Genomic DNA, 21,719 nt, shown 5'->3' with positions numbered 1-21,719 from the left:
CCTCAGCTCCCCGAAAAGCCGCGCGACGAACCGGTCGAGCCGAACCCGGCGCTGCGCCCGCTCGTGGTGACCGAGAAGGACTTTCCCGCGTTGCCCGAGCCCGGCCGGTAGTAGGAACCGGAACTGGAAGCCACGCCCCCGCTGCCCTGGCGAATCTCGTCCCGGCGCTGCGGCGGGAGCGGTGTCTCGGCGATCCGGGTGTTGCCGCTGCGGGCGTAACCCTGACGGTCGAAATAAACCGGCTGGGCGTAACCGCCGGTCAGGCTGCGGCCGATCATGAAGCCGACCAGTGCCGGAACGAAGACGTTTCCCGTGCCGCTTCCCACGCCTTCATTTGCCGGAGTGCAGGCACCGTCGCCCATCTCCGCTTCGCAGGCCTCCCGGCTGGAGAAACGGGGTGCGCCCGCCAGATGCTCTTCGCGCGCAGCGGCAAAGGCCTCAGCACAGTCGCTTGCCGGCTTCTCGGCAGTGCAGGCTTCGACGGAGGGATAGACGGTCGCCTCTTCAGGGCCGTCATCGCCGCAAGCGAACAAGACCGGGCTGATGCCGCCCAGCAGCAGGGCCGCCACGGTGCGCGAGCGCTTCATCGGAAAGCCTTTCCTCGGATCAATAGGTCAGCGAGCCGTAGTTCAGCAGCCCGACCGCTATGGACAGGCTGGCAAGCAAGATGCCGTAAGCGGTGCGGTCGGCTTCGACACCGGCCCGGAAATCCGGCAGCAGCACGCGCGAACCGGTGACGTAGACCAGAAGCTGCGACACCAGCGCGATCACACCCCACACCGCCAGATCGACGATGCTGGTGGTGTGGGAGGCGACGCTCGTCAACGGCAGGGCGAAGCCGATCATGGCGCCGCCCAGGGTCAGGGCCGCGGTCGTATTCCCCTGACGGACCAGGGCCAGATCGCGATAGGGGGTGACGGCGGTGTAGGCCAGGATGAACAGCAGCAGGAACCCCAGCATCACGACAGCGAAGAGCAAATATGACGGAAGGGTTGTCAGTGACTGGAGAATTGGCGTCATACCTTCATCCAACGTTGCATCGCCACCCCCTAGCGTTGCATCGTTCCTGGGCGTTCGACAAGGACGGATCGGGATGGCGGGGGGCAGAGCGCTGCGGCTCATAAGCGGTATATCCATGGGCTAGGACCGGCGCGCCGCGACCTATACTTTTTCGTCATTGCGCCCGTAAAATGGCCTCGTCACCTTGTGAGTGAACATTCATTCACATGGAGGCGTCATGTCCACCGATGTTCGCCACAAGGTCCGCGATGCCGCCATCGCGCTGTTCGCCCAGAAAGGGGTGAAGGCGACGACGGTCCGCGACATCGCCCGTTCCGCCGGGGTGTCGGAGGGAGCGCTCTACCGCCATTGGCCGAGCAAGGAGGAGCTGGCGGCCGACCTGTTCGCGGCGGAATACACGGCCATGTCGCAAAGCCTGCGGGACGCGGCGGGCCAAGGTCCGGCGCCGGAGCGGCTGCGGCGGGTCATCCGCCACGCTTTCCATCTGGCGGAGGCGGCTCCCGACCGCACCCGTTTTCTTCTGCTGTCGCAGCATGAATCGCTGCCCCTGGTGCCCAGGGGCCAGGAGACGCCGGTCGACGTGATCTGCGGCATCGTCGCCGACGGGATCGCGGAGGGCAGCATCGTGCCGGCGGACCGCGATGCGCTGTCCCACATCGTCATCGGCGCCATCGTGCTGAACGTGCAGTCGCAGGTCTACGGCCGGCAGACGGCACCGCTCTCCAGCCTCGCCGACCCGATTGCCGACGTGATCCTCACCGGCATCGCGACCTCCACCGCCAGGACCGGAGCCGGACAATGAACGCGTCATCCCTTCTCGCGTCGCGGCGCTTCCTGCCGCTGTTCCTGGCACAGTTCCTCGGCGCCTTCGGCGACAATGTCCTGCGCGGCGCCATCGCGGTGCTGGCGGTGTATGGCGTGTCCGGCGAGGGCGCGCTGAGCGGGGCGATGATTTCGACCCTGGCGGCGGGCGCCTTCACCCTGCCCTTCCTGCTGCTGTCCGCCACCGCCGGCCAGCTGGCCGACCGCTACGACCGGACGCTGATCGCCCGCATCGTCAAGCTGGCGGAAATCGGGCTGATGGCGATGGCCTCCTGGGGCATCGTCGCCGCCGACCTGCCGGTCCTGATCATCGCGCTGGTCGGCATGGGTGCCCATTCGACGCTGTTCGGGCCGGTCAAATACGGCCTGCTGCCCGACCTGCTCGAGCCGTCCGAACTGACCGCCGCCAACGGTCTGGTCGAAGCCGGAACCTTCGTCGCCATCTTGCTGGGCACCATCGCCGGCGGCTCGCTGGCCCTGCTCCACCCCTGGGCGGTGCCGGGTATGCTGGGCGCTTCCGCGGTGCTGGGTCTGGCCGCGTCGCTGTTCATCCCGCGCGCCGGCAATGCCGACCCGGCGGTGCATGTCGGCCTCAACCCGCTGTCGGTGACGGTGCGGGTGCTGCGCTCAGTCGCCGGCGACAGGGCGTCAATGCGGGCGATCCACGGCATCTCGGTGTTCTGGGGCGTCGGCGCGGTGGTGATGGCGCAATTCCCGTCCATCGCCCGCGAGACGCTGGGAACCGACAGCGGTGGCGCAACCCTGCTGCTGGCGGTGTTCGCCATCGGTGTGGCCGCCGGCTCGGTGTTCGCCGGCCTTAGCCACCGCACGCCGTCCACCGCCGACGCTGGCCACGCCGCGCTGGCCGGTCTGGTCGCCGCCATGGCAGGCGCCGTCCTACCTCTGTTGACACCGGTCGCCCCGGCGGCGGAGCCGCTTACGCCGCTGGCGCTGCTGGCCCAGCCCTGGGCGTTGCCGCTGCTGGCCGACCTGTTCGTCATCGCCGCCGCCGGCGGGGCCTTTGCCGTTCCGCTCTATGCGCTGATCCAGTACCGGGCGGCGGCGGGAACCCGCGCCCGCGTCATCGCTACCGCCAATGTGGTCAACGCGCTCTACATGGTGGCCGGCTCGGCCGTCGCCGCCGGGATGCTGGCGCTGGGTGTCTCGCCGCTGACGGTCGCGTCGGTGGGCGGCGCCAGCATGGTGGTCGCCGTGGTGATGACGCTCGCCGTCGATGCGCAGGCGCTGATGCGCGTGGTCTTCCGCGGCCTGTTCCGGCTGGCCTTCCGTGTCGAGGTCCGCGGGGCGGAGCATCTGGACGGTCTCGACGGCGCCGCCGTGGTGACGCCGAACCACCAGTCCTTCTTGGACGGCGCTCTGCTCGCCGCCTTCCTGCCGGGCATGCGCTTCGCGGTCGACACCCACATCGCCAAGCATCCGCTGGTCAAGCCGTTCCTGGCGATCGCCGACCATGTCACGATCGACCCGACCAACCCGCTCGGCACCCGAATCCTGGCCCGTGCGCTTGCCGACGGCGACAAGGTCTGCGTCTTTCCGGAAGGGCGGATCACCGTCACCGGGTCGCTGATGAAGATCAACGGCGGCCCCGGCATGCTGGCCGACAAGGCCCGCTGCCCGGTGGTGCCGGTCTGCATCGAGGGCGCCCAGCGCTCGGTCCTGTCGCGGATGAAGGGGCGGCTGCGGCTCGGTCTGTTCCCGCGCATCACCATCACCGTGCTGCCGCCGGTCATGACGCCCGAGGTTGGCGGTCTGGTCGGCAAGAAGCGGCGCGCCGCCCTGAAGTCCTGGCTGTCCCGCGTGATGACGGAGAGCGTCTTCGTCGCCCGCCCGCGGCAGGAAACGCTGATGCTGGCCCTGCTCGACGCCCGCCGCAAGTCCGGGGCACGGGAGGATGCCGTCCAGGACGGCGATTTCTCCACCCTGTCCTATCGTGCGCTGGCGGCCCGCGCCCTGGTGCTCGGCCGCATCGTGACGCGCGGTACGCAGGCGGACGAGCCGGTGGGCGTGCTGCTGCCTACCGCCTCGCCGACGGCGGCGGTGTTCTTCGGCCTCGCCGCCCATGGCCGGCCGGCCGCCATGCTGAACTTCACCGCCGGTCCAGATGCGGTGAAGGCCGCCTGCCGCGCCGCCGGGGTGCGCCGGATCGTCACCTCCGCCCAATTCATCGAGAAGGCCCGCCTCGGCGCGCTGGTCGAGGCGCTGGCCGCCGACCACGCCATCATCCATCTGGAACAGGTCAAGCGCGGGCTGCGGCTGGGCGACAAGCTGCGCGCCCTGGCGGCACTGGTCGCGCCGGAACGGCTGCTGCCGCCGCAGGGCAGCGGCGACGACATCGCCGCCATCCTGTTCACCTCCGGGTCGGAGGGACCGCCGAAGGGCGTGGCCCTCAGCCATGGCAACCTGCTCGCCAACATGGCGCAGGTGGCGTCGGTGGTGGACTTCAACCGTCAGGATGTGGTGTTCAACTGCCTGCCGGTCTTCCACTCGTTCGGCCTGACCGGCGGCATGCTGCTGCCGATCCTGAACGGCGTGAAGACGGTGCTCTACCCCAACCCGCGCCATGTCCGGCTGATCCCGGAACTGGTCTACCAGACCAACGCCACCGTCCTGTTCGGCACCGACTTCTTCCTGAACGCCTGGGCGCGGTCCGCCGACCCCTACGACTACCGCTCGCTGCGCCTCGTCTTCGCTGGCGCCGAGCGGCTGCAGGACGAGACGCGGCGCGTCTACACCGAACGGCTGCGCGTCCATCTGCTGGAGGGCTACGGTACCACCGAGACCGCGCCGGTGATCGCCGTCAACACCCCGGCCCGCTTCCGCTCCGGCAGCGTCGGACAGGCCCTGCCCGGCATCGAGACCGAGCTGGTGCCGGTGCCCGGCGTCGATGCCGGCGGGCGGTTGCGGGTGCGCGGGCCGAACGTGATGAAGGGCTACCTGCATGCCGACCGTCCGGGCGTGATCCAGCCGCCGGCCGATGGCTGGCACGACACCGGCGACATCGTCGAGATCGACGCCGACGGCTTCATCCGCATCGTCGGCCGGGTCAAGCGCTTCGCCAAGGTGGCGGGCGAGATGATCCCGCTTGGCCTCGTCGAAGAATTGGCGTGCCTCGCCGATCCGGACGCCACGCATGCCGCCGTCACCCTGCCCGATGCCAAGCGCGGCGAGCGGATCGTGCTGGCGACCACCAGCGCCGTCCTGGCCCGCGATGCGCTGGTCGCTACCGCACGCAGCCGGGGAGCGCCCGAAATCGCCATTCCGCGCGATATCCTGCGCATCGACGCCGTCCCGCTTCTGGGCACCGGCAAGACCGATTATCCGGCCGTGACGCGGTTTGCCGCGGACGCCGCAGCCAAGGAGCCTGCATGATGGAGACCTCCGCAACCGCCGCCAAAACTGCCGCCGCCAAGTCTGCCGCCGACCGGCGCCCCATCGCCACCCGGTCGGCCCGCTGGGCGCAACGGCTGGCGGCGTGGCTGACCACGACGCCGGTGTCCCCCAACCAGATCTCGCTGCTGTCGGCGGTGTGGGCGGCAATCGGCGGCGCCCTTCTGCTGCAGGGCGGTGTCCTGGCCTGGATCGGCGCCGCGCTGTGCGTCCAGTTGCGCCTCGTGTGCAACCTGCTCGACGGCATGGTCGCGGTGGAAGGCGGCAAGGGATCGCCGGTCGGCGCGCTCTATAACGAGATTCCCGACCGTATCGCCGACACTGCCTTCCTGGTGCCGCTGGGCTACGCCGCCGGCCTGCCCTGGCTCGGCTGGGCCGCGGCGCTTGCCGCCACGATGACAGCCTATGTCCGCACTTTCGGCGGCGCCCTCGGGCTGGCGCAGGATTTCGGCGGCGTGATGGCCAAGCAGCGCCGCATGGCGGCCCTCACCGTCGCCCTGCTCGCCCAGGCGGTCGAGCATGCGCTGTGGGGCACGAGTTACAGCCTGCTCGCGGCGGCCTGGATCATCATGGCCGGCAGCCTGCTGACCGTCGCGACGCGCACGTTCGGCATCGCCCGCCGCCTGAACGCCCAACATCTGGAAGCTCATCAACCGGAGGCCCGGTCATGATCGCTCTTTTCCAACCGGCGCTCCGCCATGGTTTGCTGGGGCTGACCCGCCTGCTGGTCGGTGCCCGCGCAAGCTGGGAAGGCAGTGCTCCCGCAGACGTTCCGCGCATCTATTTCGCCAACCACACCAGCCATCTCGACACGCTGGCCGTCATGGCGGCCCTGCCGGCGAAGCTGCGGGCGCGCACGCATCCGGTGGCGGCGCTCGACTATTGGGGCGGTTCGGCCCTGCGCCGCGCGGTGGCGGTGGGATGCCTGAACGCGCTGCTGGTTGACCGCACCGGCAAGGCGACCTCGGAGGTGATGGATGCCATGGCGGCGGTGCTGGAAAGCGGGCAGTCGCTGATCCTCTTTCCCGAAGGCACGCGCGGCGACGGCACCGTGGCGCCGTTCAAGAGCGGTCTCTTCCATCTCTCCCAACGTGTGCCGAATGCCGAACTGGTGCCCGTCTTCATCGAGAACCTGCACCGCGTGATGCCGAAGGGCATGCCGCTGCTGGTGCCGCTGATCTGCACCATGCGCTTCGGCGCGCCGCTGGAACCGGTCGAGGGCGAGGACAAGGCGGCGTTCCTGGGACGGGCGCGCGACGCGCTGGTGTCACTGTCCCGGCCCGGCTCGCAGTCGGCCTCTCAGTCCAACTCCCAATCCGGCTCCCAGGCCAACCCCCAGCCCTCTGACCAACGGACCACCCGATGAGCAGCGTGATGAACTCAGTAATGACTGTTTTCACGACCACCGAACCGCTGTTCCTCTGGCTGTCGGGCGCTGCCCTTGGCCTGCTGGTCGTCGCCACCCTGATCGGCACCGTCCTGGCCTACCGCGTCCAGACGCCGGCCGGACGCGACACGGTGCGCAACTTGAACGCCCGCATCCGTTCCTGGTGGGTGATGGTGGCGCTGTTTGCCGCGGCGATGCTGCTGGGCAGCGTGGTAACGCTGGTCCTGTTCACCCTGCTCTCCTATCTGGCGCTGCGTGAGTTCATTACGCTGACGCCGACCCGGCGTGGCGATCATGCCGGGCTGTTTCTGTCCTTCTTCGTGGTCGTGCCGCTGCAATACTGGCTGATCGGGATCGGCTGGTACGGGCTGTTCTCGATCTTCATCCCCGTCTACGTGTTCATGGCGCTGCCGTCGCTGTCGGTGCTGGGCGCCGACCCCACCGACTTCCTGACCCGCACCGCCAAGGCGCAGTGGGGGCTGATGCTGGCGGTCTATTGCACCAGCCACGCACCGGCGCTGCTGTGGCTCGACATCCCCGGCTACCAGCTGCCCAGCGCCCTGCTGCTGCTGTACCTGATGACGGTGGCGCAGCTGAGCGATGTCTTCCAGTACGTCTTCGGCAAGCTGTGGGGCAAGACCCGGCTGTCGCCCGGCATCAGTCCGTCCAAGACGGTGGAAGGGCTGGTCGGCGGCGGGATGACCGCTATCGCCATCGGCACCGGGCTGCACGTCATCACGCCCTTCTCGCCGCTCCAGGCGGCGGGCATGTCGCTGATCATCGTGATCGCCGGCTTCTTCGGCGGCTTCGTCCTGTCGGCGATGAAGCGCGACCTCGGGGTCAAGGATTGGGGCACCATGATCGAGGGGCATGGCGGCGTCCTCGACCGCCTCGACTCCATCGTGTTCTCGGCGCCGCTGTTCTTCCACCTCACCCGCTACTGGTTCACCTGACCAAGGGATGCGCCTGACAATGGGCAAAAGTTTGCGTGGCGCTCCCCTGTTGCGACACACTCATTCGGTGCTACGGACGTGTGTCCGGAAGAAATCGTTGAGTGTGTCGAACGGCTCGGCTTCGGAAAGGGCATCAAAGCGGCCATGATCGGCCAACATCCGCGCCGCCCGGAGAAAGCCGCCCCACGCCGCGCGGCTGAGTGCGCTTCCAAGGCTGATCCGTCGCACGCCCAATTCGGCAATCTGCTGCACCGACAGACCGATCGGCGAGGAGACAAGCAGGTTGAGCGGCTTGGGTCCCACAGCATCGACCGCCGCCTTTATCACGCTCGGATTCCGCAGGCCCGGCGCATACAGGACGTCAGCCCCCGCCGCCGCGTAGGCAGGCAGCCGGCGCAGCACCTCATCGACGGCCGCCGAATGATCGACCAGCACGGCTTCGCAGCGGGCGGTCAGGAGAACGCCCGAGCCTCGCAGCGACTCCGCCGCCGCCGCGATACGCTCGACGCCGTGGGAAAAATCGTACAGCGGCTTCGATGGATCGCCGGTGGCGTCCTCCACGGACAGGCCGGCCACGCCGGTTTCGGCGCAGAGCCGCACGTTGCGGGCCAGCCCCTCGACGTCATGGGCATAGCCGGATTCGAAGTCGGCATTCACCGGCAGATCGGTCGCCTGAACGATGTCGGCGATGTGGGACAGCATGTCTGCGCAAGACACCGCCCAATCAGCATCGGGAAGCCCCCGCGAAAAGGCAAATCCTGCCGAGGTGGAGGCCAGTGCGCGGAACCCGAGATGTTTCAGCATCATGGCGCTGCCGATATCCCAAGGGTTGGGAATGACGAAGCAGCCGTCCTTGTGCAGGTCGGAGAACGCGGTGCGAGTTTTGCTGTGATCGGCCATCACGGACTCTTTCTGAAATGGCAGCGCGGTCTCGGCTGAATACCTACCGCAAGGTACGGCAGCGGTCCGGCACAGTCTATTGGCAACGGCGGATGCCCCGGCGGCGGCCTTGGTTCTGACCCCATTTCACCGCGATCCGGGCATGAAGGGCGTCCTGCGATAATAAGAATCGTTCGCATTCTAAGTTCGGTGCGGCTATACCGGTGTGACCGGCATCAAAGGCGAAGGCCTCACGGATGCCGGTCCCTTCGCATCCGCCAGTCCGCGCATCCGTGACCGATACCTGCCCCCCTGCCCTGTCCGATGACCTCCGTTCCTGGCCCGCCCGATGATCGGCCCTGTCGGCAATTGGGCGCGCAGGATCGCGGAACTGTTCGATGCGCATCGGCTGCGGGTGGAGCGTGCCATCGCCCGGCGGACCGGCGATCCGCAGACGGCGGGCGATCTGGCGCAGGATGCCTTCCTGCGGTTGGCGCGCCTGCCGGACGGCGAGGCGGTGCAGAATCCGGCCGGTCTGCTCTATGTGGTGGCCGACCGCATTGCGCTGGACCATTGCCGGGCAGCCCGGCGCCAGCGGATGCGCGAGGCGGGTCCGCCCGACGAGGAGTTGCCGGCCGCAGGTCCCGGCGCCGACGCGGTGGTGGAGCGGAACCAGACCATGGCCCGGCTTCGCGGTGCCATCGATGCCCTGCCGCCCAAGACCCGCGAGGTCTTCCTCCTCTACCATGTCGAAGGCCTGCCCTACCGCGCCATCGGCGAACGGCTCGGCATCTCCCCACGCACCGTGGAGTACCATCTGCGCACGGCGCTGGAACAATGCCGCACCCATATGAAGCGGCGCCCGCCGCGATGATCGGCAATTTCCGTTCCCCTACAGGCAATTTTCTTTGAGGGATCCGCCTCCGCCGGTCGTCTTACCAAACACGGGGCAACAGGAGCTTGCGGCAAGACGCGATGGACCATCGGGATGAACGGCAGAAGGACCCGGCAGACGAGGAGCCGGCGGACGGCGGACCGGATGGGGACCGGCTGTTCTCGGAAGCCAATGCGTGGTTCTTTCGGCTTCAGTCCGACGACCTCACCCCGGCGGAGCGCACCGCCTTCGCCGAGTGGCTGGCCCGCAGCCCGGCTCATTCCCACGCCTGGAGCGAACTGCGGACCCTCCTGCACGACCTGAAGGAACCTGCCCGTGCCGCCTATGCCGGGTCCCGCATCGCGGCCCCCCGACGCCCTGTGGCAGCCCAGGTGCGGCGCTTCGCTGCGGCGCTGGCGGTCCTGCTGGTGGCCGGCGGGCTCGGCGTCTGGCGCGGACCGGCGCTCTACCAGAATGCCGTCGCCGATCAGGTGACCTCGACCGGGCAGAGGCGGACATTGGCCCTGCCGGACGGCTCCACCGCCGAGATGAACGGCGACACCGCACTGGTTCTCGATTTCCGGGATGGTGAGAGGCGAGTCCGGATTCTGCGCGGAGAGGCATGGTTCCACGTCACCCGCGACCCCGACCATCCCTTCGTCGTCGATGGCGGGGCGGGTTCCGCCCGCGTGCTGGGCACCCGGTTCAGCGTCCGGCGCGAGGACGACCGCACGACGGTCACGGTCGGGGAGGGGCTGGTGGAGGTCGCCGCCCAACGAGACGCCGACAGCCATGCCCCCTGGCCCGACAGCATCCGTCTGCACGCGGGCGAGAGCGCGGAGGCCGACTCCCACGGCATGACCGGGCCACGGGCGGTGGATCCCGCCGTCGCCTTCGCATGGCGCCAAGGCCAGATCGTCTTCCGCCAGCAGTCGCTTGCGTCGGTCATCACCGCGCTGAACCGGCAATGGCCGGGCCGCGTTATCCTGCTGAACGGCGAGGCGGCGGAGCGCGTGGTCTCCGGCGTCTTTGCGCTCGACCGGCCGGATGCCGTGTTCGATGCGCTTGAGCGCGGCCTCGGCGTGCGCGCCACCCGCGTCACCCCCTACTTGACCCTGCTTCGCTGAAAAAGTTCGGGAGGTCCGAAAAAACCTCCCAGGGATCTCCGTCTGCCCATCGTCATCACCGGGAAAGAAGAGAATGAGACGCAGTCGCAGAATGCGGCGCGGTCTCTCACCGGATGACAGAGGCGAGCGATGGAATCGGCAAAGTTTGGGCTTATGGATGTGATGATCGGACGCCGGGGCAGCGTCCATGGTGGTCGGTTCGGCCGCGTGTTCCTGGGGCGGCTGCTGGCGACGACGGTGCTGATCGCGCCGGGCCTGCTGCTGTCCAGCGTCCCCGCAGCGATGGCGCAGACGAACCCGGCCGGGGCGGTGACCTTCGCTATTGCGCCGCAATCGGTGGACGGGGCGCTCGCCGCCTTTTCCGCCGCGACACGCATCCAGGTGCTGAGCCCCGGCGCGGTGACGCAGGGCGTCAATTCCCCCGGCGTCAGCGGTTCGATGCCCGCGCGCGAGGGGCTGAACCGCCTGCTGTCCGGCACCGGGCTGGCCGCCCGCTTCCTCAACACCGAAACGGTGACGGTCGAGCGCGTGGCCGCCGGTGGCGCCATCCAGCTCGACCCGGTGCAGATCGAAGGCAGCGGGGGCGCGACCGGTCCCGGCGCCCTGCCCCCGGCCTATGCCGGCGGTCAGGTGGCGCGCGGCGGGCGCATCGGCGCGCTGGGCAACCAGGACGCGATGGACGTTCCGTTCTCCGTCACCGGCTACACCGACGAAACCATCCGCAACCAGCAGGCGGATACCGTCGCCGATGTGCTGGCCAACGACCCGGCGGTGCGCAGCGGCCTCGGTTACGGCAATTTCGCGGAGAGCTTCGTCATCCGCGGTTTCCAGCTGATGGGCGAGGATCTGTCGATCGACGGCCTCTACGGAACCGCACCGCGCCAGATCGTCGCCACCAACATGTTCGAACGGGTGGAGGTGCTGAAGGGTGCCAACGCCTTTCTGAACGGCGCGGCCCCCAGCGGGTCCGGCATCGGCGGCGGCGTGAATCTCGTGCCCAAGCGGGCGGAGGATGAACCTCTGACCCGCCTGACCGCCAGCTATACCATGGACAGCCGATTCGGCCTGTCCGCCGATGTCGGCCGCCGGTTCGGCGACGCCAACCAGTTCGGCGTGCGCGTCAACGCCGCGGTCCGCGGCGGCGAGACCGCCATCGACGACGAGGAGCGGACGCTGAAGCTCGGCTCCCTGGCGCTGGACTATCGTGGCGAGCGCACCCGCGTGACGCTCGATGTCGGCACCCAGACCCAGCGGGTGGAGCAGGGCCGCCCGGTGGTCTATTTCGGCAGCTTCGTCCCGGCGGTGCCGTCGGCTTCGCAAAACTATGCGCAGCCCTGGAGCTATTCGCAGATGCGCGACACCTTCGGCCAGATCCGTGCCGAATACGACATCCTGCCGAACCTGACCGCCTACGGCGCCTTCGGCCTGCGCAGCATGCGCGAGGACGGCGACTATGCCTCCCCCACCATCACGCGGCCCGACGGCACCGGCACCGTCAGGCGCCTGACCGTCCCGCGCGAGGATTTCACCAGCACCGGCCAGGCCGGGCTCCGGGCCGACCTGCACACCGGTCCGGTCAGGCACCAGTTGAATGCCGGCGCTTCCGCGCTGCGGACGACCAACAACAACGGCTTCGAGTTCGGCACGACCACCGCCATCAACCTCTACACCATGGTCGGCTTCCCGCGCCCGGCGACGACATCGGCCAGCGGCATGGTCGGCGATCCGCCGAAGGTCAGCGAATCGGTGCTGCGCAGCGTCTATGCGTCCGATACGCTGTCGATCCTCGACGACCGGGTGATGCTCACCGCCGGCCTGCGCCAGCAGACCATCCAGGTCCGCGGCTTCAACCGCGCCAACGGCGCCCGCACCTCCGATTACGACCAGTCGGCGCTGACGCCGGTGGTCGGGCTGGTGGTGAAGCCGGTCAAGGAACTGTCGCTCTACGCCAACCGGATCGAAGGGCTGGCGCAGGGACCGACCGCCCCGTCCACGGCGGCCAATGCCGGAGAGATCTTCGAGCCCTACCGCTCCGTCCAGTACGAGGTCGGCGGCAAGCTGGACTTCGGCAGCTTCGGCGGCTCGCTGTCGCTGTTCCAGACCACCCAGCCCAGCGGCGTCACCGACGCGTTCACCCGCATCTACAGCGTGTCCGGCGAACAGCGCAACCGCGGCATCGAGCTGATGCTGTATGGCGAACCGGTGCAGGGCGTCCGGCTGCTGGGCGGCGCCACCTTCATCGATCCGGAGCTCACCGACACCGGCAGCGCCGCGACCGAGGGCAAGGACGCCGTCGGCGTTCCGCGCCACCAGTTCAATGCCAACGTCGAATGGGACCTGCCCTTCCTTCCCGCCTCCTTTCCCACCGTGACGCTGACCGGCCGCGTGATCCACACCGGGTCGCAGTATCTCAACACCGCCAACACGCTGAAGATCCCCAGTTGGACCCGCTTCGACGTCGGCGCGCGGATGATCGCCGACGTTCAGAACCGTCCGGTCACCATCCGCGCGGCGGTGGAGAACGTCACCGACAAGGCCTATTGGGCATCCGCTTATGGCGGCTACCTGAGCCAGGGCGCTCCCCTGACCGCCAAGCTGTCGCTGTCGGTCGATTTCTGAACGGTGCATTCATGACGGCGGCATGAGGAGTGCCCGATGACCAACCGAACCATCCGGATTTGGACGCTGATCCACAAATGGACCAGCCTGATCTGCACGGTCTTCATGCTGCTGCTGTGCCTGACTGGCCTGCCGCTGATCTTCCATGACGAGATCGAGGCGCTGACGGCGGAGGACAACCTTCCGCTCCTGCCGGCCGAGACGCCGTTGAAATCCTTGGACGAGGCGGTTGCCTCGGCGCTGGCCACATATCCCGGCGAACGTCCGCTGTTCCTCAGCTTCGACGAGGATCGGCCGGTGGTGAACGTCACGACCGGCCCGACCGCCCGCCCGCCGGTGTCGCAGATGCACATCTCCGCCATCGACCTGCGCACCACGCGGATCCTGGCCGACCTGAATGACGACGAGGGCTTCATGCATGTGATGCTGCGCCTGCATGTGGACTTGTTCGCCGGGCTGCCCGGCGAGCTTTTCCTCGGCTTCATGGGCTTCCTGCTGTTCCTCGCCACCCTGTCCGGCGTGGTGATCTATGCTCCTTTCATGCGCAAGCTGCCCTTCGGCACCGTGCGGGCCGGGCGCAGCAGGCGGCTGAAATGGCTTGATCTGCACAACATGCTGGGGATCGTCACGCTGATGTGGGTGATGGTGGTCGGGCTGACCGGCGTCATCAACACCCTGTCGGTGCCGCTGGTCGCCTATTGGCGATCCAACGAGCTGGCGGCGATGATCGCCCCCTATGAAGGCAAGCCGGTGCCGGAACGCTTCGCCTCCGTCGACGCGGCCGTCCGCACAGCGATGGAGGCCGCCCCCGGCATGCGCCCGCAGTTCGTCGCCTTCCCCGGCGTGCGATTTTCCAGCAACCATCATTACGCGGTGTGGCTGAAGGGAGCCACGCCGGCCACCAACCGGATCCTGACCCCCGCCCTGATCGACGCGGAAACCGGGGCCTTCACCGATATGCGCTCCATGCCCTGGTACATGCTGGCGCTGCGGCTGTCGCAGCCACTGCATTTCGGCGATTACGGCGGGCTGCCGATGAAGGTCCTATGGGCGGTGCTGGACGTGCTGACCATCGTCATCCTCGGCAGCGGCCTGTATCTGTGGATCGCCCGCCGCCGCGGCGCACAGGAACAGGCCGGCGCAAGCCCCGGCCTGCGCGCCGTCGCCGGGGAGGCCGCGGAATGAAGCCGCGCGCTCCCCTCCCCCTGCCGGCGATCTTCGGCATTCCAATCGCAATCGCGCTCGTCACCACCGCCGGGCTGGTCACCGCCCTGCTGGACGACGGCCTGGTGGACGCGTTGTCCTGGGCGGCGCTGTCCGTCCCCGTGCTGGCCGCGGTCCGGGCTTGGCGGAGGCGCGAGCGCTGACGGCTCCCCCGACACCACGGTGGGGACCGGATGATAACATCCGGCACGGTTATCGATCCGAAATAATGCATTGACGGAACTGGTGGATCCGGGAAACCTCAGTCTCTTGACAATAGGGACACCAAGGTTCCGCGCCCGATGCAGTCGCCCACCCGGAACGCCTCTCCAACCCCCGCACAGCAGGTCACGCCACCTTTGCTCAGCGTCGAGGACCTGTCCGTCGCCTTCGGCGGACAACGCGTCATCGAGGATCTGAGCTTCCGTGTTGATCCGGGACGGACGCTGGCGATCGTCGGCGAGTCGGGGTCGGGCAAGTCGGTGACGTCGCTGTCGGTGATGCGGCTCGCCGACATGGTGGGGGCGCAATACCCCACCGGCCGCATCCTGTTCCAGGGCAGTCAGGGGCCGCGCGACCTGCTGACAGCCACGCAGAAGGAGATGCGGGCGATCCGCGGCAAGGAGATCGCCATGATCTTCCAGGAGCCGATGACCTCGCTGAACCCCGTCTTCACCATCGGCGACCAGATCGGCGAAACGCTGATCCTGCACGAAGGCATGGGCAAGGCCGCAGCAGCGGAGGAGGGCCGGCGACTGCTCGACATGGTCCGCCTGCCGGATGCCGCCCAGATCCTGAAGCGCTACCCGCACCAGCTCTCGGGCGGCATGCGCCAGCGGGTGATGATCGCCATGGCGCTGGCCTGCCGGCCCAGGCTGCTGATCGCGGACGAACCGACGACCGCGCTCGACGTGACGATCCAGGCGCAGATCCTGACCATCATGCGCGACCTGCAGGCCGAACTCGGCATGGCGATGATGTTCATCACCCACGATATGGGTGTGGTGGCCGAGATGGCGGACGACGTCGTCGTCATGTGGAAGGGCCGCAAGGTCGAGGAGGGTCGCGCCGCCAACCTCTTCGCCACCCCGCGCCAGCCCTATACACGCGCGCTGCTGGCCGCAGTGCCGCGGCTTGGCGCCATGGCGGGACAGGATCACCCCCGCCGCCTGCCGCTGACCGTTCTCGACGGCGACCACGTCACCACCGTGGGCGAGGCCCGGGTGCAGGACACGGCCGACTACGGCGCAGCCCCCCTTCTGTCGGTCCGCGATCTGTCCGTCCGGTTCAAGTCCAGGACCAACTGGCTCGGCCGCGCCACGCATCAGGTCCATGCGGTGACGCAGGTCTCCTTCGACATCCATCCGGGCGAAACGCTGGCGCTGGTCGGCGAGTCCGGCTCCGGCAAATCGACGATCGGGCGCACCATCCAACAGTTGCAGGAGGCGACCTCGGGCCGCATTTCGTTCCGCGGCCGGCCGCTGTCGGAGATGGGGGCGGCGGACCGCAACCGGCTGCGGCGCGACGTCCAGTACATCTTCCAGGATCCCTTCGCGTCGCTCGACCCACGCAAGACGGTCGGCTTCTCGATCGCGGAGCCGATCCGCACCCATGGCCTGCTTGACGGCGAGCGGGAGATCCGCAAACGGGTGGACGGCCTGCTGGAGCGGGTCGGACTCGCCCCCGCCCACGCCGCCCGCTACCCGCACGAATTTTCCGGTGGCCAGCGCCAGCGCGTTTGCATCGCCCGCGCGCTCGCCTCCGACCCCAAACTGATCATTGCCGACGAGGCGCTGTCGGCGCTCGACGTGTCGATCCAGGCGCAGGTCATCAACCTGTTCATGGACCTTCAGGCCGAACGCGGCCTCGCCTATCTTTTCATCAGCCACGACATGGCGGTGGTGGAGAAGATGAGCCACCGTGTGGCCGTCCTCTTCCTCGGCCAGATCATGGAGATGGGAAGCCGGCGGCAGATTTTCGAAAGCCCGGCGCACGACTACACGCGCCGCCTGCTGTCCGCTGTCCCGGTCGCCGACCCCTCGCGGCGGAGCCGCCGGGCCCTGCTGGACGGGGAAATCCCGAGCCCGGTCCGCGCCGTCGGCGACGATCCCGCGGTCCTGCCGCTGGAAGAGGTGCAGCCGGGGCATTTCGTCCGCCGGAGCGCATGACCCGGCGCCCTCGTCAACCAACAACAACCATCGATCAAGGAACAGGTGTCATGGCATTGGGAGTGAAAGGGATCAAGGCCGCGTTTGTGGCGGCGCTGCTGAGCGGGGCGGCCTTCATGGCGACGCCCGCGGATGCCGCCGGGAAACTGACGATCTCGTCGCCGCAGGATCCCGGAAGCTGGGACCCGATCGACACCTTCCTGGTCAACTGGGCCTCGGTCGGCACCAACATCTTCGACGGGCTGACCTACCGCGGCCCGGACCGCAAGCTGGTGCCCGGGCTGGCGGAATCCTGGACCGAGATGGACGGCGGCAAGCGCATCCGCTTCAAGCTGCGCGGCGGCGTGACCTTCCACAACGGCGAGCCATTTAACTCCGCCGCCGTGAAGTTCACCTTCGACCGGCTGCTGGGCGAGGAAGGGGCGAAGGGTCCGCAGCGCTCCAACTACATCGCCATCGACAGCGTCGAGGTCATCGACGACACCACCGTCGATCTCAAGCTGAAGGCTCCCGATCCGGTCCTGCTGACCAAGCTGGCCGGCTATGGCGCGATGATCGTCCCGCCGAACTACATCAAGGAGAAGGGCGACGCCTTCTTCAACGTCAACCCGGTCGGCACCGGGCCGTTCAAGTTCATCTCCTACGCCCCAAAGACCGGCATCAAGCTGGAGGCCAACCCCAACTACTGGGGCGGCGCGCCGAAGCTGTCGGAGGTCGACTACCGCTTCATCACCGAACCGGCCACGGCGGTCGCCGAGCTTCAGGCCGGCCGCGTCGACGTCGTCCTGCCGCCGACCATTCCCATCGGCATGGTCCCGGTGATCCAGGCCGATCCGAAGCTGACGCTGCTCAGCGTGCCGGGGCCGACGGTCGACGCGCTGCGTTTCAACACCAAGAGCGGCATCACCGCCGACCCGCGGGTGCGCAAGGCGCTGATCATGGCGGTGGACCGCGCCGCCATCGTCAAGTCGATCCTGGCCGGCCAGGCGTCGGAAATCGCCAGCTTCCAGGGCGAGCTGTCCTTCGGCTACGACCCGGCGCTGAAGCCGCTGCCCTTCGATCCGAAGGGGGCGCAGGCCCTGATGGCCCAGGCTGGCGTGAAGCCGGGCGCCACGGTGCAGATCGACATCCGCGGCAACGACGCCACGATGAACGAGGTGGCCCAGGCCGTCGCCGCCTATCTGGGCGCCGTCGGCGTCGTCGCGACGATCAAGCCGTATGAGACCAACGTGCTGCTGAACGACATCATCCCGCAGGGCAAGACCGGCGCAATGTTCCAGCAGAAATGGGGCGGCTGGACCTTCGACTACGACAACACCGCCTACGCCATGTACCATTCCGGCGAGAAGTGGAACCCGTACGAGCAGGATGCCGATCTCGACAAGCTGCTGGAATCGCAACGCGCCATCACCGACGTGGCGGAGCGCGAGCGCATCCTGAAGCAGATCGCGCACACCGTCGCCGACAAGGCGCTGGAGATGCCGCTCTACAACTCCAACGCCATCTACGGCGTCGCCAAGCGGGTCAAGAACTTCCCGCCGGCCTCGGACAACCGTCCGAAGCTGACCGAGGTGACGGTGGACTGACCGCCCGTCCGGCACCGCCCTTCCCCCTCGGGGAGCGGCGGCGCCGGTTGTGGTTTTGCTCCATTTTATCAGGCCCGTTTTTTCCAGGGTGGCACGTTTTGGCCGGTTTCCTTCTCAAGCGCCTGATCCAGGCGATCTTCGTCATGGTGGTGGTGACGCTGGTCGTCTCCTTCGCGATCCGCCTGACGGGCGACCCGGCCCTGATGCTGACGCAAGGGGCGGGCAGCATCACCGAACAGGACCTGGAGCGCATCCGTGAGGCGCTGGGGGTCAACCGGCCCTTCCTCGTCCAGTATGGCGGCTTCCTGACCGGACTGCTGCGGTTCGACTTCGGGAACAGCTTCCTTGGCGGCACCCCGGTGTCGCGGCTGATCGCCGACGCGCTGCCGGCCACGCTGCTGCTGGCGCTGATATCGATGGCCGTTTCCATCGCCCTGTCCATTCCGCTCGGCATCCGGGCGGCGACGGCGCGGGGCGGGGTTGCCGATCAGGCGATCCGCATCCTGTCGCTGGTCGGCCTGTCGGTGCCCAACTTCTGGCTGGCGACGATGCTGGTGCTGCTGTTCGCCATCACGTTGGGCTGGCTGCCGCCCAGCGGGATGGAAAGCCCCTCCAACTTCATTCTGCCGGCGGTCACCATGGGCGTCATCCTGACCGCGACCAACGTGCGGCTGGTGCGCAGCGCCATGCTGGAAACCCTGCAGTCGCAGTATGTCATTGTGGCGCGCGCCAAGGGGCTGAGCGAAGGCAAGGTCCTCTACAAGCACGCGCTGCGCAACTGCGCCATCCCGCTGATCACCTATTTCGGCTTGCAGTTCGGCGGCCTGCTGGGCGGCATCGTCGTGGTGGAGCGCGTCTTCAACTGGCCGGGGCTCGGCACGCTGGCCTTCGACGCGGTGGCCGCGCGCGACTACCCGGTGCTTCAGGGCGTCATCACCGTCCTGTCGCTGCTGATCGTCGGCGTCAACCTGCTGGTCGACATCGCCTATGGGCTGGTCGATCCGCGCATCCGGACCTCGTGACCGCCATGGCCGCTGCGCTCTCCTTCCTGCGCTCCCCGCGCTTCCGCAACCTGGAATTCCTGCTCGGCGCGTCGCTGACCCTGGTCATCTGCCTGGCCGTGCTCTTTTCCGACCAGCTGTTCCCCGGGGGTGCGGACAAGATGGACCTGCTTGCCCGTTTGTCCCCGCCCTTCCGGACTGCGGCGCACCCGCTGGGCACCGACCCCCTGGGGCGGGACGTGCTGGCCCGCGTGGTGGCGGGCGGCAAGATCTCGCTGCTGGTCGGTTTCGTCTCGGTCGCTGGGGCGGCAGTGATCGGCGTGCTGATGGGCCTGATCTCCGGCTATTACCGCGGCATCTGCGACATCGTGGTGATGCGCTTCGCCGACGTGCAGCTGGCACTGCCCTTTATCCTGCTGGCGATCACCTTCATCGCCATCGTCGGCGGCAGCCTGACCAACACCATCATCCTGCTGATCGTGTCGCAGTGGGTGCAGTACGCACGCCTCGTCCGCGGCTCCGTCCTGGCATTGCGCGAGCGGGAGTTCATCCAGTCCGCCCGCGCCATCGGGGTGAAGGATTGGCGGATCATCGTCCAGCACCTGCTGCCGAACCTGATCGGCCCGGTGATCGTGCTGCTGACGCTGAACGTCGCCAACAACATCCTGCTGGAAAGCAGCCTGACCTTCCTCGGGCTCGGCATTGATCCGACCATCCCCAGTTGGGGCGGCATGCTGGCCTCGGGGCGCACCTATCTCCAGGTCGCTTGGTGGGTCAGCGTCTTCCCCGGCCTTGCCATTCTTCTGACCGTGCTGGGCCTGAACCTGCTCGGCGACTGGCTGCGCGACAGCCTCGATCCCACCGGGAGAACGTCTCGATGACCGTCCTGTTCGAAGCCTCGTTCGAGCGGACGCTCGACCGGCTGTGCGCCCAGCTGAACGGCGGCGCCCAGAGCGGCAATCTGGTGGAGGCCTGGACCTTCGACGACGCGCGGAGCCGCCGCGCCGCCGAACGGCGCCTCGTGGAGCGCGGCGTGTCCGCCCGCCTTCGCAGCGCCTACAAGCCCCTGCTGCATTTCTTCCTGGAGGAAGTGCAGCGGCGCGATCTGGCCGCCGTGACCGTCGCCTATCCGGTCCACCAGCAGGCGCCGGCGAACCGCTTCCTGCTGGAGGCCTATCCACTGGCCGCCCTGCTGGACGGGGTGGAGGTGGCGTTCCGCCCGCGGGCGGACGGCGCGTTCCATTACGACGTGACGCTGACCTTCAAGGACGGCCGGCGGGAGGAGCAGCGGGTGGCCGCGCCCAACCGCGTCCACACCGACATGGCGGGGGAGACCAGCGTATCGCCGACCGGTTGGCTGCGCCTGGGCAACAATGAGGACGGGGAAAGGCTGGAGACCGATTACGAGCGGCTGTTCGAAGCCGCCATGACGGCCATCATTGCCCACCCCTGGGCCGGCGGGGAGCCCTATTTCGAGGAGCTGAGCATCCGCGCCGACTATCCGGCAGAGGACGAACCGCTGGACTTCGCCGACGAGGTTGTGAGCCTGCGCGAGGCCTTGCACGAGGACTTCTATTTCTCCCTGCTGGAGGTGTTCCAGCGCAAATCCGGCCGGCCGCTCGGCGACCGCGGGCTGAAGCCGGGCCAGATCGCACCGGATATCGGGCTGAGCGACGGCGCGGTGCGGGTGCGGGTGGAGTTGCGTCCCCTGTCATGCGACGCCGCCACGGCCGCCGACGAGCCACTCGACGCCCCGTTGCTGGACCGCGCCGCCGCTCCGATCGGGGACGCGGCAATCCGTGCCGGGCTGGAGCGGATCGGCGGCGAGCCGTTCGAGGCGGGGACGCGCAGCGGGCGCCGGGTGCTCGCCCGCTATGTGCGGGGCAGCGACGCGCCGGTGATGATCAGCGGCGGCCAGCACGCGAACGAGACGACCGGCGTGGCGGGCGCCCTGCGCGCGGCAAGCCGGCTGGCGCAGCGTCCGGGGGCGCACTTCACCGTTTCGCCCCTGGAGAACCCAGACGGCTACGCCCTGCATCAGCGGCTGCGGACCGACAATCCACGCCACATGCACCATGCGGCGCGCTACACCGCGCTCGGCGACGACCTGGAATACCGCAACCCTGTGGAGGCCGGCCCCCATCTCAATGAAAAGGCCATCCGGCTGGAGGCGGAACGGTTGAGCGGTGCCCGTCTCCACCTGAACCTGCACGGCTACCCCTCGCATGAATGGACCCGGCCGCTGTCGGGCTATGTACCGCGCAACTTCGCCATGTGGACCCTGCCCAAGGGCTTCTTCCTGGTGATGCGCCACCATGCGGGTTGGGAGACGGCGGCGGAGCGCCTGCTCGACCGGGTGACGGCGCATCTGGCCACAATTCCGGAGTTGGCGGCCCGCAACGCCGAACAGATCGCGCTCTACGAAATCCATGCCGGCGAAACCGGATTCCGCCTCATCAACGGCTTCCCCTGCCTGTCATCACTGGATGAACGCAGCACGGTGCCGGTGACGTTGATCACCGAATATCCGGACGAGACCATCTACGGCGATGCCTTCATCCAGGGCCACACCGCGCAGATGGCGACGGTGCTTGCCGCCTACGAGGCCTGGCAGGAGCTTATCGTGAGCTGACAGGCTCCATCATGGCATGCCCAGGCCCACGAGAGTGGGC

General features: G+C 68.2%; 18 protein-coding genes. 15 read left to right on the top strand and 3 right to left on the bottom strand.

The genetic code is table 11. The annotated features are described in order from the left end of the window. Positions 1-2: 2 nt before the first annotated feature. Positions 3-587 (bottom strand): DUF1190 domain-containing protein, encoded by a 585-nt coding sequence (locus tag ACCD06_RS20915; protein WP_109155711.1) that lies wholly within the window; start codon positions 585-587, stop codon positions 3-5. Positions 588-606: 19 nt separating this feature from the next. Further along, positions 607-960: a DUF350 domain-containing protein gene (locus tag ACCD06_RS20910; RefSeq protein WP_247871132.1), complete on the bottom strand. Its 354-nt coding sequence runs from the start codon at positions 958-960 to the stop codon at positions 607-609. A gap of 277 nt (positions 961-1,237) precedes the next feature. Between ACCD06_RS20910 and ACCD06_RS20905 the strand changes: the two genes are divergently transcribed. Genes ACCD06_RS20905 through ACCD06_RS20885 form a run of 5 tightly spaced genes read left to right on the top strand, consistent with a single transcriptional unit; the run spans position 1,238 to position 7,590 of the window. Next, entirely contained in the window at positions 1,238-1,822 is a 585-nt protein-coding gene (locus ACCD06_RS20905; protein WP_413343205.1) for a TetR/AcrR family transcriptional regulator, read from the top strand. Then, positions 1,819-5,232 (top strand): acyl-[ACP]--phospholipid O-acyltransferase, encoded by a 3,414-nt coding sequence (locus ACCD06_RS20900; protein ID WP_413343203.1) that lies wholly within the window; start codon positions 1,819-1,821, stop codon positions 5,230-5,232. The genes ACCD06_RS20905 and ACCD06_RS20900 overlap by 4 nt, the downstream gene beginning before the upstream one ends. Continuing rightward, positions 5,229-5,921: a CDP-alcohol phosphatidyltransferase family protein gene (locus ACCD06_RS20895; protein WP_413343201.1), complete on the top strand. Its 693-nt coding sequence runs from the start codon at positions 5,229-5,231 to the stop codon at positions 5,919-5,921. Before ACCD06_RS20900 ends, ACCD06_RS20895 begins: the two co-directional genes overlap by 4 nt. Next, complete coding sequence (locus ACCD06_RS20890; RefSeq protein ID WP_413343199.1) at positions 5,918-6,616, top strand: lysophospholipid acyltransferase family protein; 699 nt, start codon at positions 5,918-5,920, stop codon at positions 6,614-6,616. Before ACCD06_RS20895 ends, ACCD06_RS20890 begins: the two co-directional genes overlap by 4 nt. Positions 6,617-6,636: 20 nt before the next feature. Further along, positions 6,637-7,590, top strand: coding sequence for a phosphatidate cytidylyltransferase (locus ACCD06_RS20885; RefSeq protein ID WP_413343197.1), 954 nt, complete (start codon positions 6,637-6,639; stop codon positions 7,588-7,590). A 60-nt stretch (positions 7,591-7,650) separates the two neighbouring features. Here the strand turns inward: ACCD06_RS20885 and ACCD06_RS20880 are convergent, their stop codons facing one another. After that, positions 7,651-8,490 (bottom strand): isocitrate lyase/PEP mutase family protein, encoded by an 840-nt coding sequence (locus tag ACCD06_RS20880; RefSeq protein WP_413343195.1) that lies wholly within the window; start codon positions 8,488-8,490, stop codon positions 7,651-7,653. Positions 8,491-8,818: 328 nt separating this feature from the next. On the opposite strand from ACCD06_RS20880, the gene ACCD06_RS20875 reads away from it, so the two are divergent. From ACCD06_RS20875 to ACCD06_RS20830, 10 genes are all read left to right on the top strand, one after another. Further along, positions 8,819-9,343 carry an RNA polymerase sigma factor gene (locus ACCD06_RS20875; protein WP_413343194.1) on the top strand — a complete coding sequence of 175 codons (525 nt, stop codon included), beginning with the start codon at positions 8,819-8,821 and terminating at the stop codon, positions 9,341-9,343. Between the two features lie 101 nt (positions 9,344-9,444). Beyond that, positions 9,445-10,470, top strand: a complete 1,026-nt coding sequence (locus ACCD06_RS20870; protein WP_109155703.1) for a FecR family protein — start codon at positions 9,445-9,447, stop codon at positions 10,468-10,470. Between the two features lie 162 nt (positions 10,471-10,632). Further along, a complete protein-coding gene (locus tag ACCD06_RS20865) occupies positions 10,633-13,089 on the top strand; it encodes a TonB-dependent siderophore receptor (RefSeq protein ID WP_413343191.1) in 2,457 nt (818 codons plus the stop codon). Positions 13,090-13,125: 36 nt separating this feature from the next. Next, positions 13,126-14,274, top strand: coding sequence for a PepSY-associated TM helix domain-containing protein (locus ACCD06_RS20860; RefSeq protein WP_413343189.1), 1,149 nt, complete (start codon positions 13,126-13,128; stop codon positions 14,272-14,274). Then, positions 14,271-14,456, top strand: coding sequence for a hypothetical protein (locus ACCD06_RS20855; RefSeq protein WP_109155701.1), 186 nt, complete (start codon positions 14,271-14,273; stop codon positions 14,454-14,456). The genes ACCD06_RS20860 and ACCD06_RS20855 overlap by 4 nt, the downstream gene beginning before the upstream one ends. A gap of 138 nt (positions 14,457-14,594) precedes the next feature. Further along, entirely contained in the window at positions 14,595-16,460 is a 1,866-nt protein-coding gene (locus ACCD06_RS20850) for an ABC transporter ATP-binding protein (protein ID WP_413343187.1), read from the top strand. A 50-nt stretch (positions 16,461-16,510) separates the two neighbouring features. Next, positions 16,511-18,046 carry an ABC transporter substrate-binding protein gene (locus ACCD06_RS20845; RefSeq protein ID WP_413343185.1) on the top strand — a complete coding sequence of 512 codons (1,536 nt, stop codon included), beginning with the start codon at positions 16,511-16,513 and terminating at the stop codon, positions 18,044-18,046. 98 nt (positions 18,047-18,144) lie between these two features. Further along, positions 18,145-19,068, top strand: a complete 924-nt coding sequence (locus ACCD06_RS20840; RefSeq protein ID WP_413343183.1) for an ABC transporter permease — start codon at positions 18,145-18,147, stop codon at positions 19,066-19,068. A 5-nt stretch (positions 19,069-19,073) separates the two neighbouring features. Next, positions 19,074-19,928 (top strand): ABC transporter permease, encoded by an 855-nt coding sequence (locus ACCD06_RS20835; RefSeq protein ID WP_413343181.1) that lies wholly within the window; start codon positions 19,074-19,076, stop codon positions 19,926-19,928. Next, positions 19,925-21,679 carry a M14 family metallopeptidase gene (locus tag ACCD06_RS20830; RefSeq protein ID WP_413343179.1) on the top strand — a complete coding sequence of 585 codons (1,755 nt, stop codon included), beginning with the start codon at positions 19,925-19,927 and terminating at the stop codon, positions 21,677-21,679. Before ACCD06_RS20835 ends, ACCD06_RS20830 begins: the two co-directional genes overlap by 4 nt. Positions 21,680-21,719: the final 40 nt, after the last annotated feature.

The organism is Azospirillum sp. CT11-132 (assembly GCF_047302835.1).
Taxonomy (GTDB): domain Bacteria; phylum Pseudomonadota; class Alphaproteobacteria; order Azospirillales; family Azospirillaceae; genus Azospirillum.
The sequence above is the reverse complement of the archived record's forward strand: the minus strand, read 5'-3'. Positions and strand labels throughout refer to the sequence as shown.

What these genes read in the sequence shown, in the direction of transcription:
- ACCD06_RS20915 (WP_109155711.1), bottom strand. Translation starts at nt 587, where the DNA reads ATGAAGCGCTCGCGCACCGTGGCGGCCCTGCTGCTGGGCGGCATCAGC.
- ACCD06_RS20910 (WP_247871132.1), bottom strand. Translation starts at nt 960, where the DNA reads ATGCTGGGGTTCCTGCTGCTGTTCATCCTGGCCTACACCGCCGTCACC.
- ACCD06_RS20905 (WP_413343205.1), top strand. Translation starts at nt 1,238, where the DNA reads ATGTCCACCGATGTTCGCCACAAGGTCCGCGATGCCGCCATCGCGCTG.
- ACCD06_RS20900 (WP_413343203.1), top strand. Translation starts at nt 1,819, where the DNA reads ATGAACGCGTCATCCCTTCTCGCGTCGCGGCGCTTCCTGCCGCTGTTC.
- ACCD06_RS20895 (WP_413343201.1), top strand. Translation starts at nt 5,229, where the DNA reads ATGATGGAGACCTCCGCAACCGCCGCCAAAACTGCCGCCGCCAAGTCT.
- ACCD06_RS20890 (WP_413343199.1), top strand. Translation starts at nt 5,918, where the DNA reads ATGATCGCTCTTTTCCAACCGGCGCTCCGCCATGGTTTGCTGGGGCTG.
- ACCD06_RS20885 (WP_413343197.1), top strand. Translation starts at nt 6,637, where the DNA reads ATGACTGTTTTCACGACCACCGAACCGCTGTTCCTCTGGCTGTCGGGC.
- ACCD06_RS20880 (WP_413343195.1), bottom strand. Translation starts at nt 8,490, where the DNA reads ATGGCCGATCACAGCAAAACTCGCACCGCGTTCTCCGACCTGCACAAG.
- ACCD06_RS20875 (WP_413343194.1), top strand. Translation starts at nt 8,819, where the DNA reads ATGATCGGCCCTGTCGGCAATTGGGCGCGCAGGATCGCGGAACTGTTC.
- ACCD06_RS20870 (WP_109155703.1), top strand. Translation starts at nt 9,445, where the DNA reads ATGGACCATCGGGATGAACGGCAGAAGGACCCGGCAGACGAGGAGCCG.
- ACCD06_RS20865 (WP_413343191.1), top strand. Translation starts at nt 10,633, where the DNA reads ATGATCGGACGCCGGGGCAGCGTCCATGGTGGTCGGTTCGGCCGCGTG.
- ACCD06_RS20860 (WP_413343189.1), top strand. Translation starts at nt 13,126, where the DNA reads ATGACCAACCGAACCATCCGGATTTGGACGCTGATCCACAAATGGACC.
- ACCD06_RS20855 (WP_109155701.1), top strand. Translation starts at nt 14,271, where the DNA reads ATGAAGCCGCGCGCTCCCCTCCCCCTGCCGGCGATCTTCGGCATTCCA.
- ACCD06_RS20850 (WP_413343187.1), top strand. Translation starts at nt 14,595, where the DNA reads ATGCAGTCGCCCACCCGGAACGCCTCTCCAACCCCCGCACAGCAGGTC.
- ACCD06_RS20845 (WP_413343185.1), top strand. Translation starts at nt 16,511, where the DNA reads ATGGCATTGGGAGTGAAAGGGATCAAGGCCGCGTTTGTGGCGGCGCTG.
- ACCD06_RS20835 (WP_413343181.1), top strand. Translation starts at nt 19,074, where the DNA reads ATGGCCGCTGCGCTCTCCTTCCTGCGCTCCCCGCGCTTCCGCAACCTG.
- ACCD06_RS20830 (WP_413343179.1), top strand. Translation starts at nt 19,925, where the DNA reads ATGACCGTCCTGTTCGAAGCCTCGTTCGAGCGGACGCTCGACCGGCTG.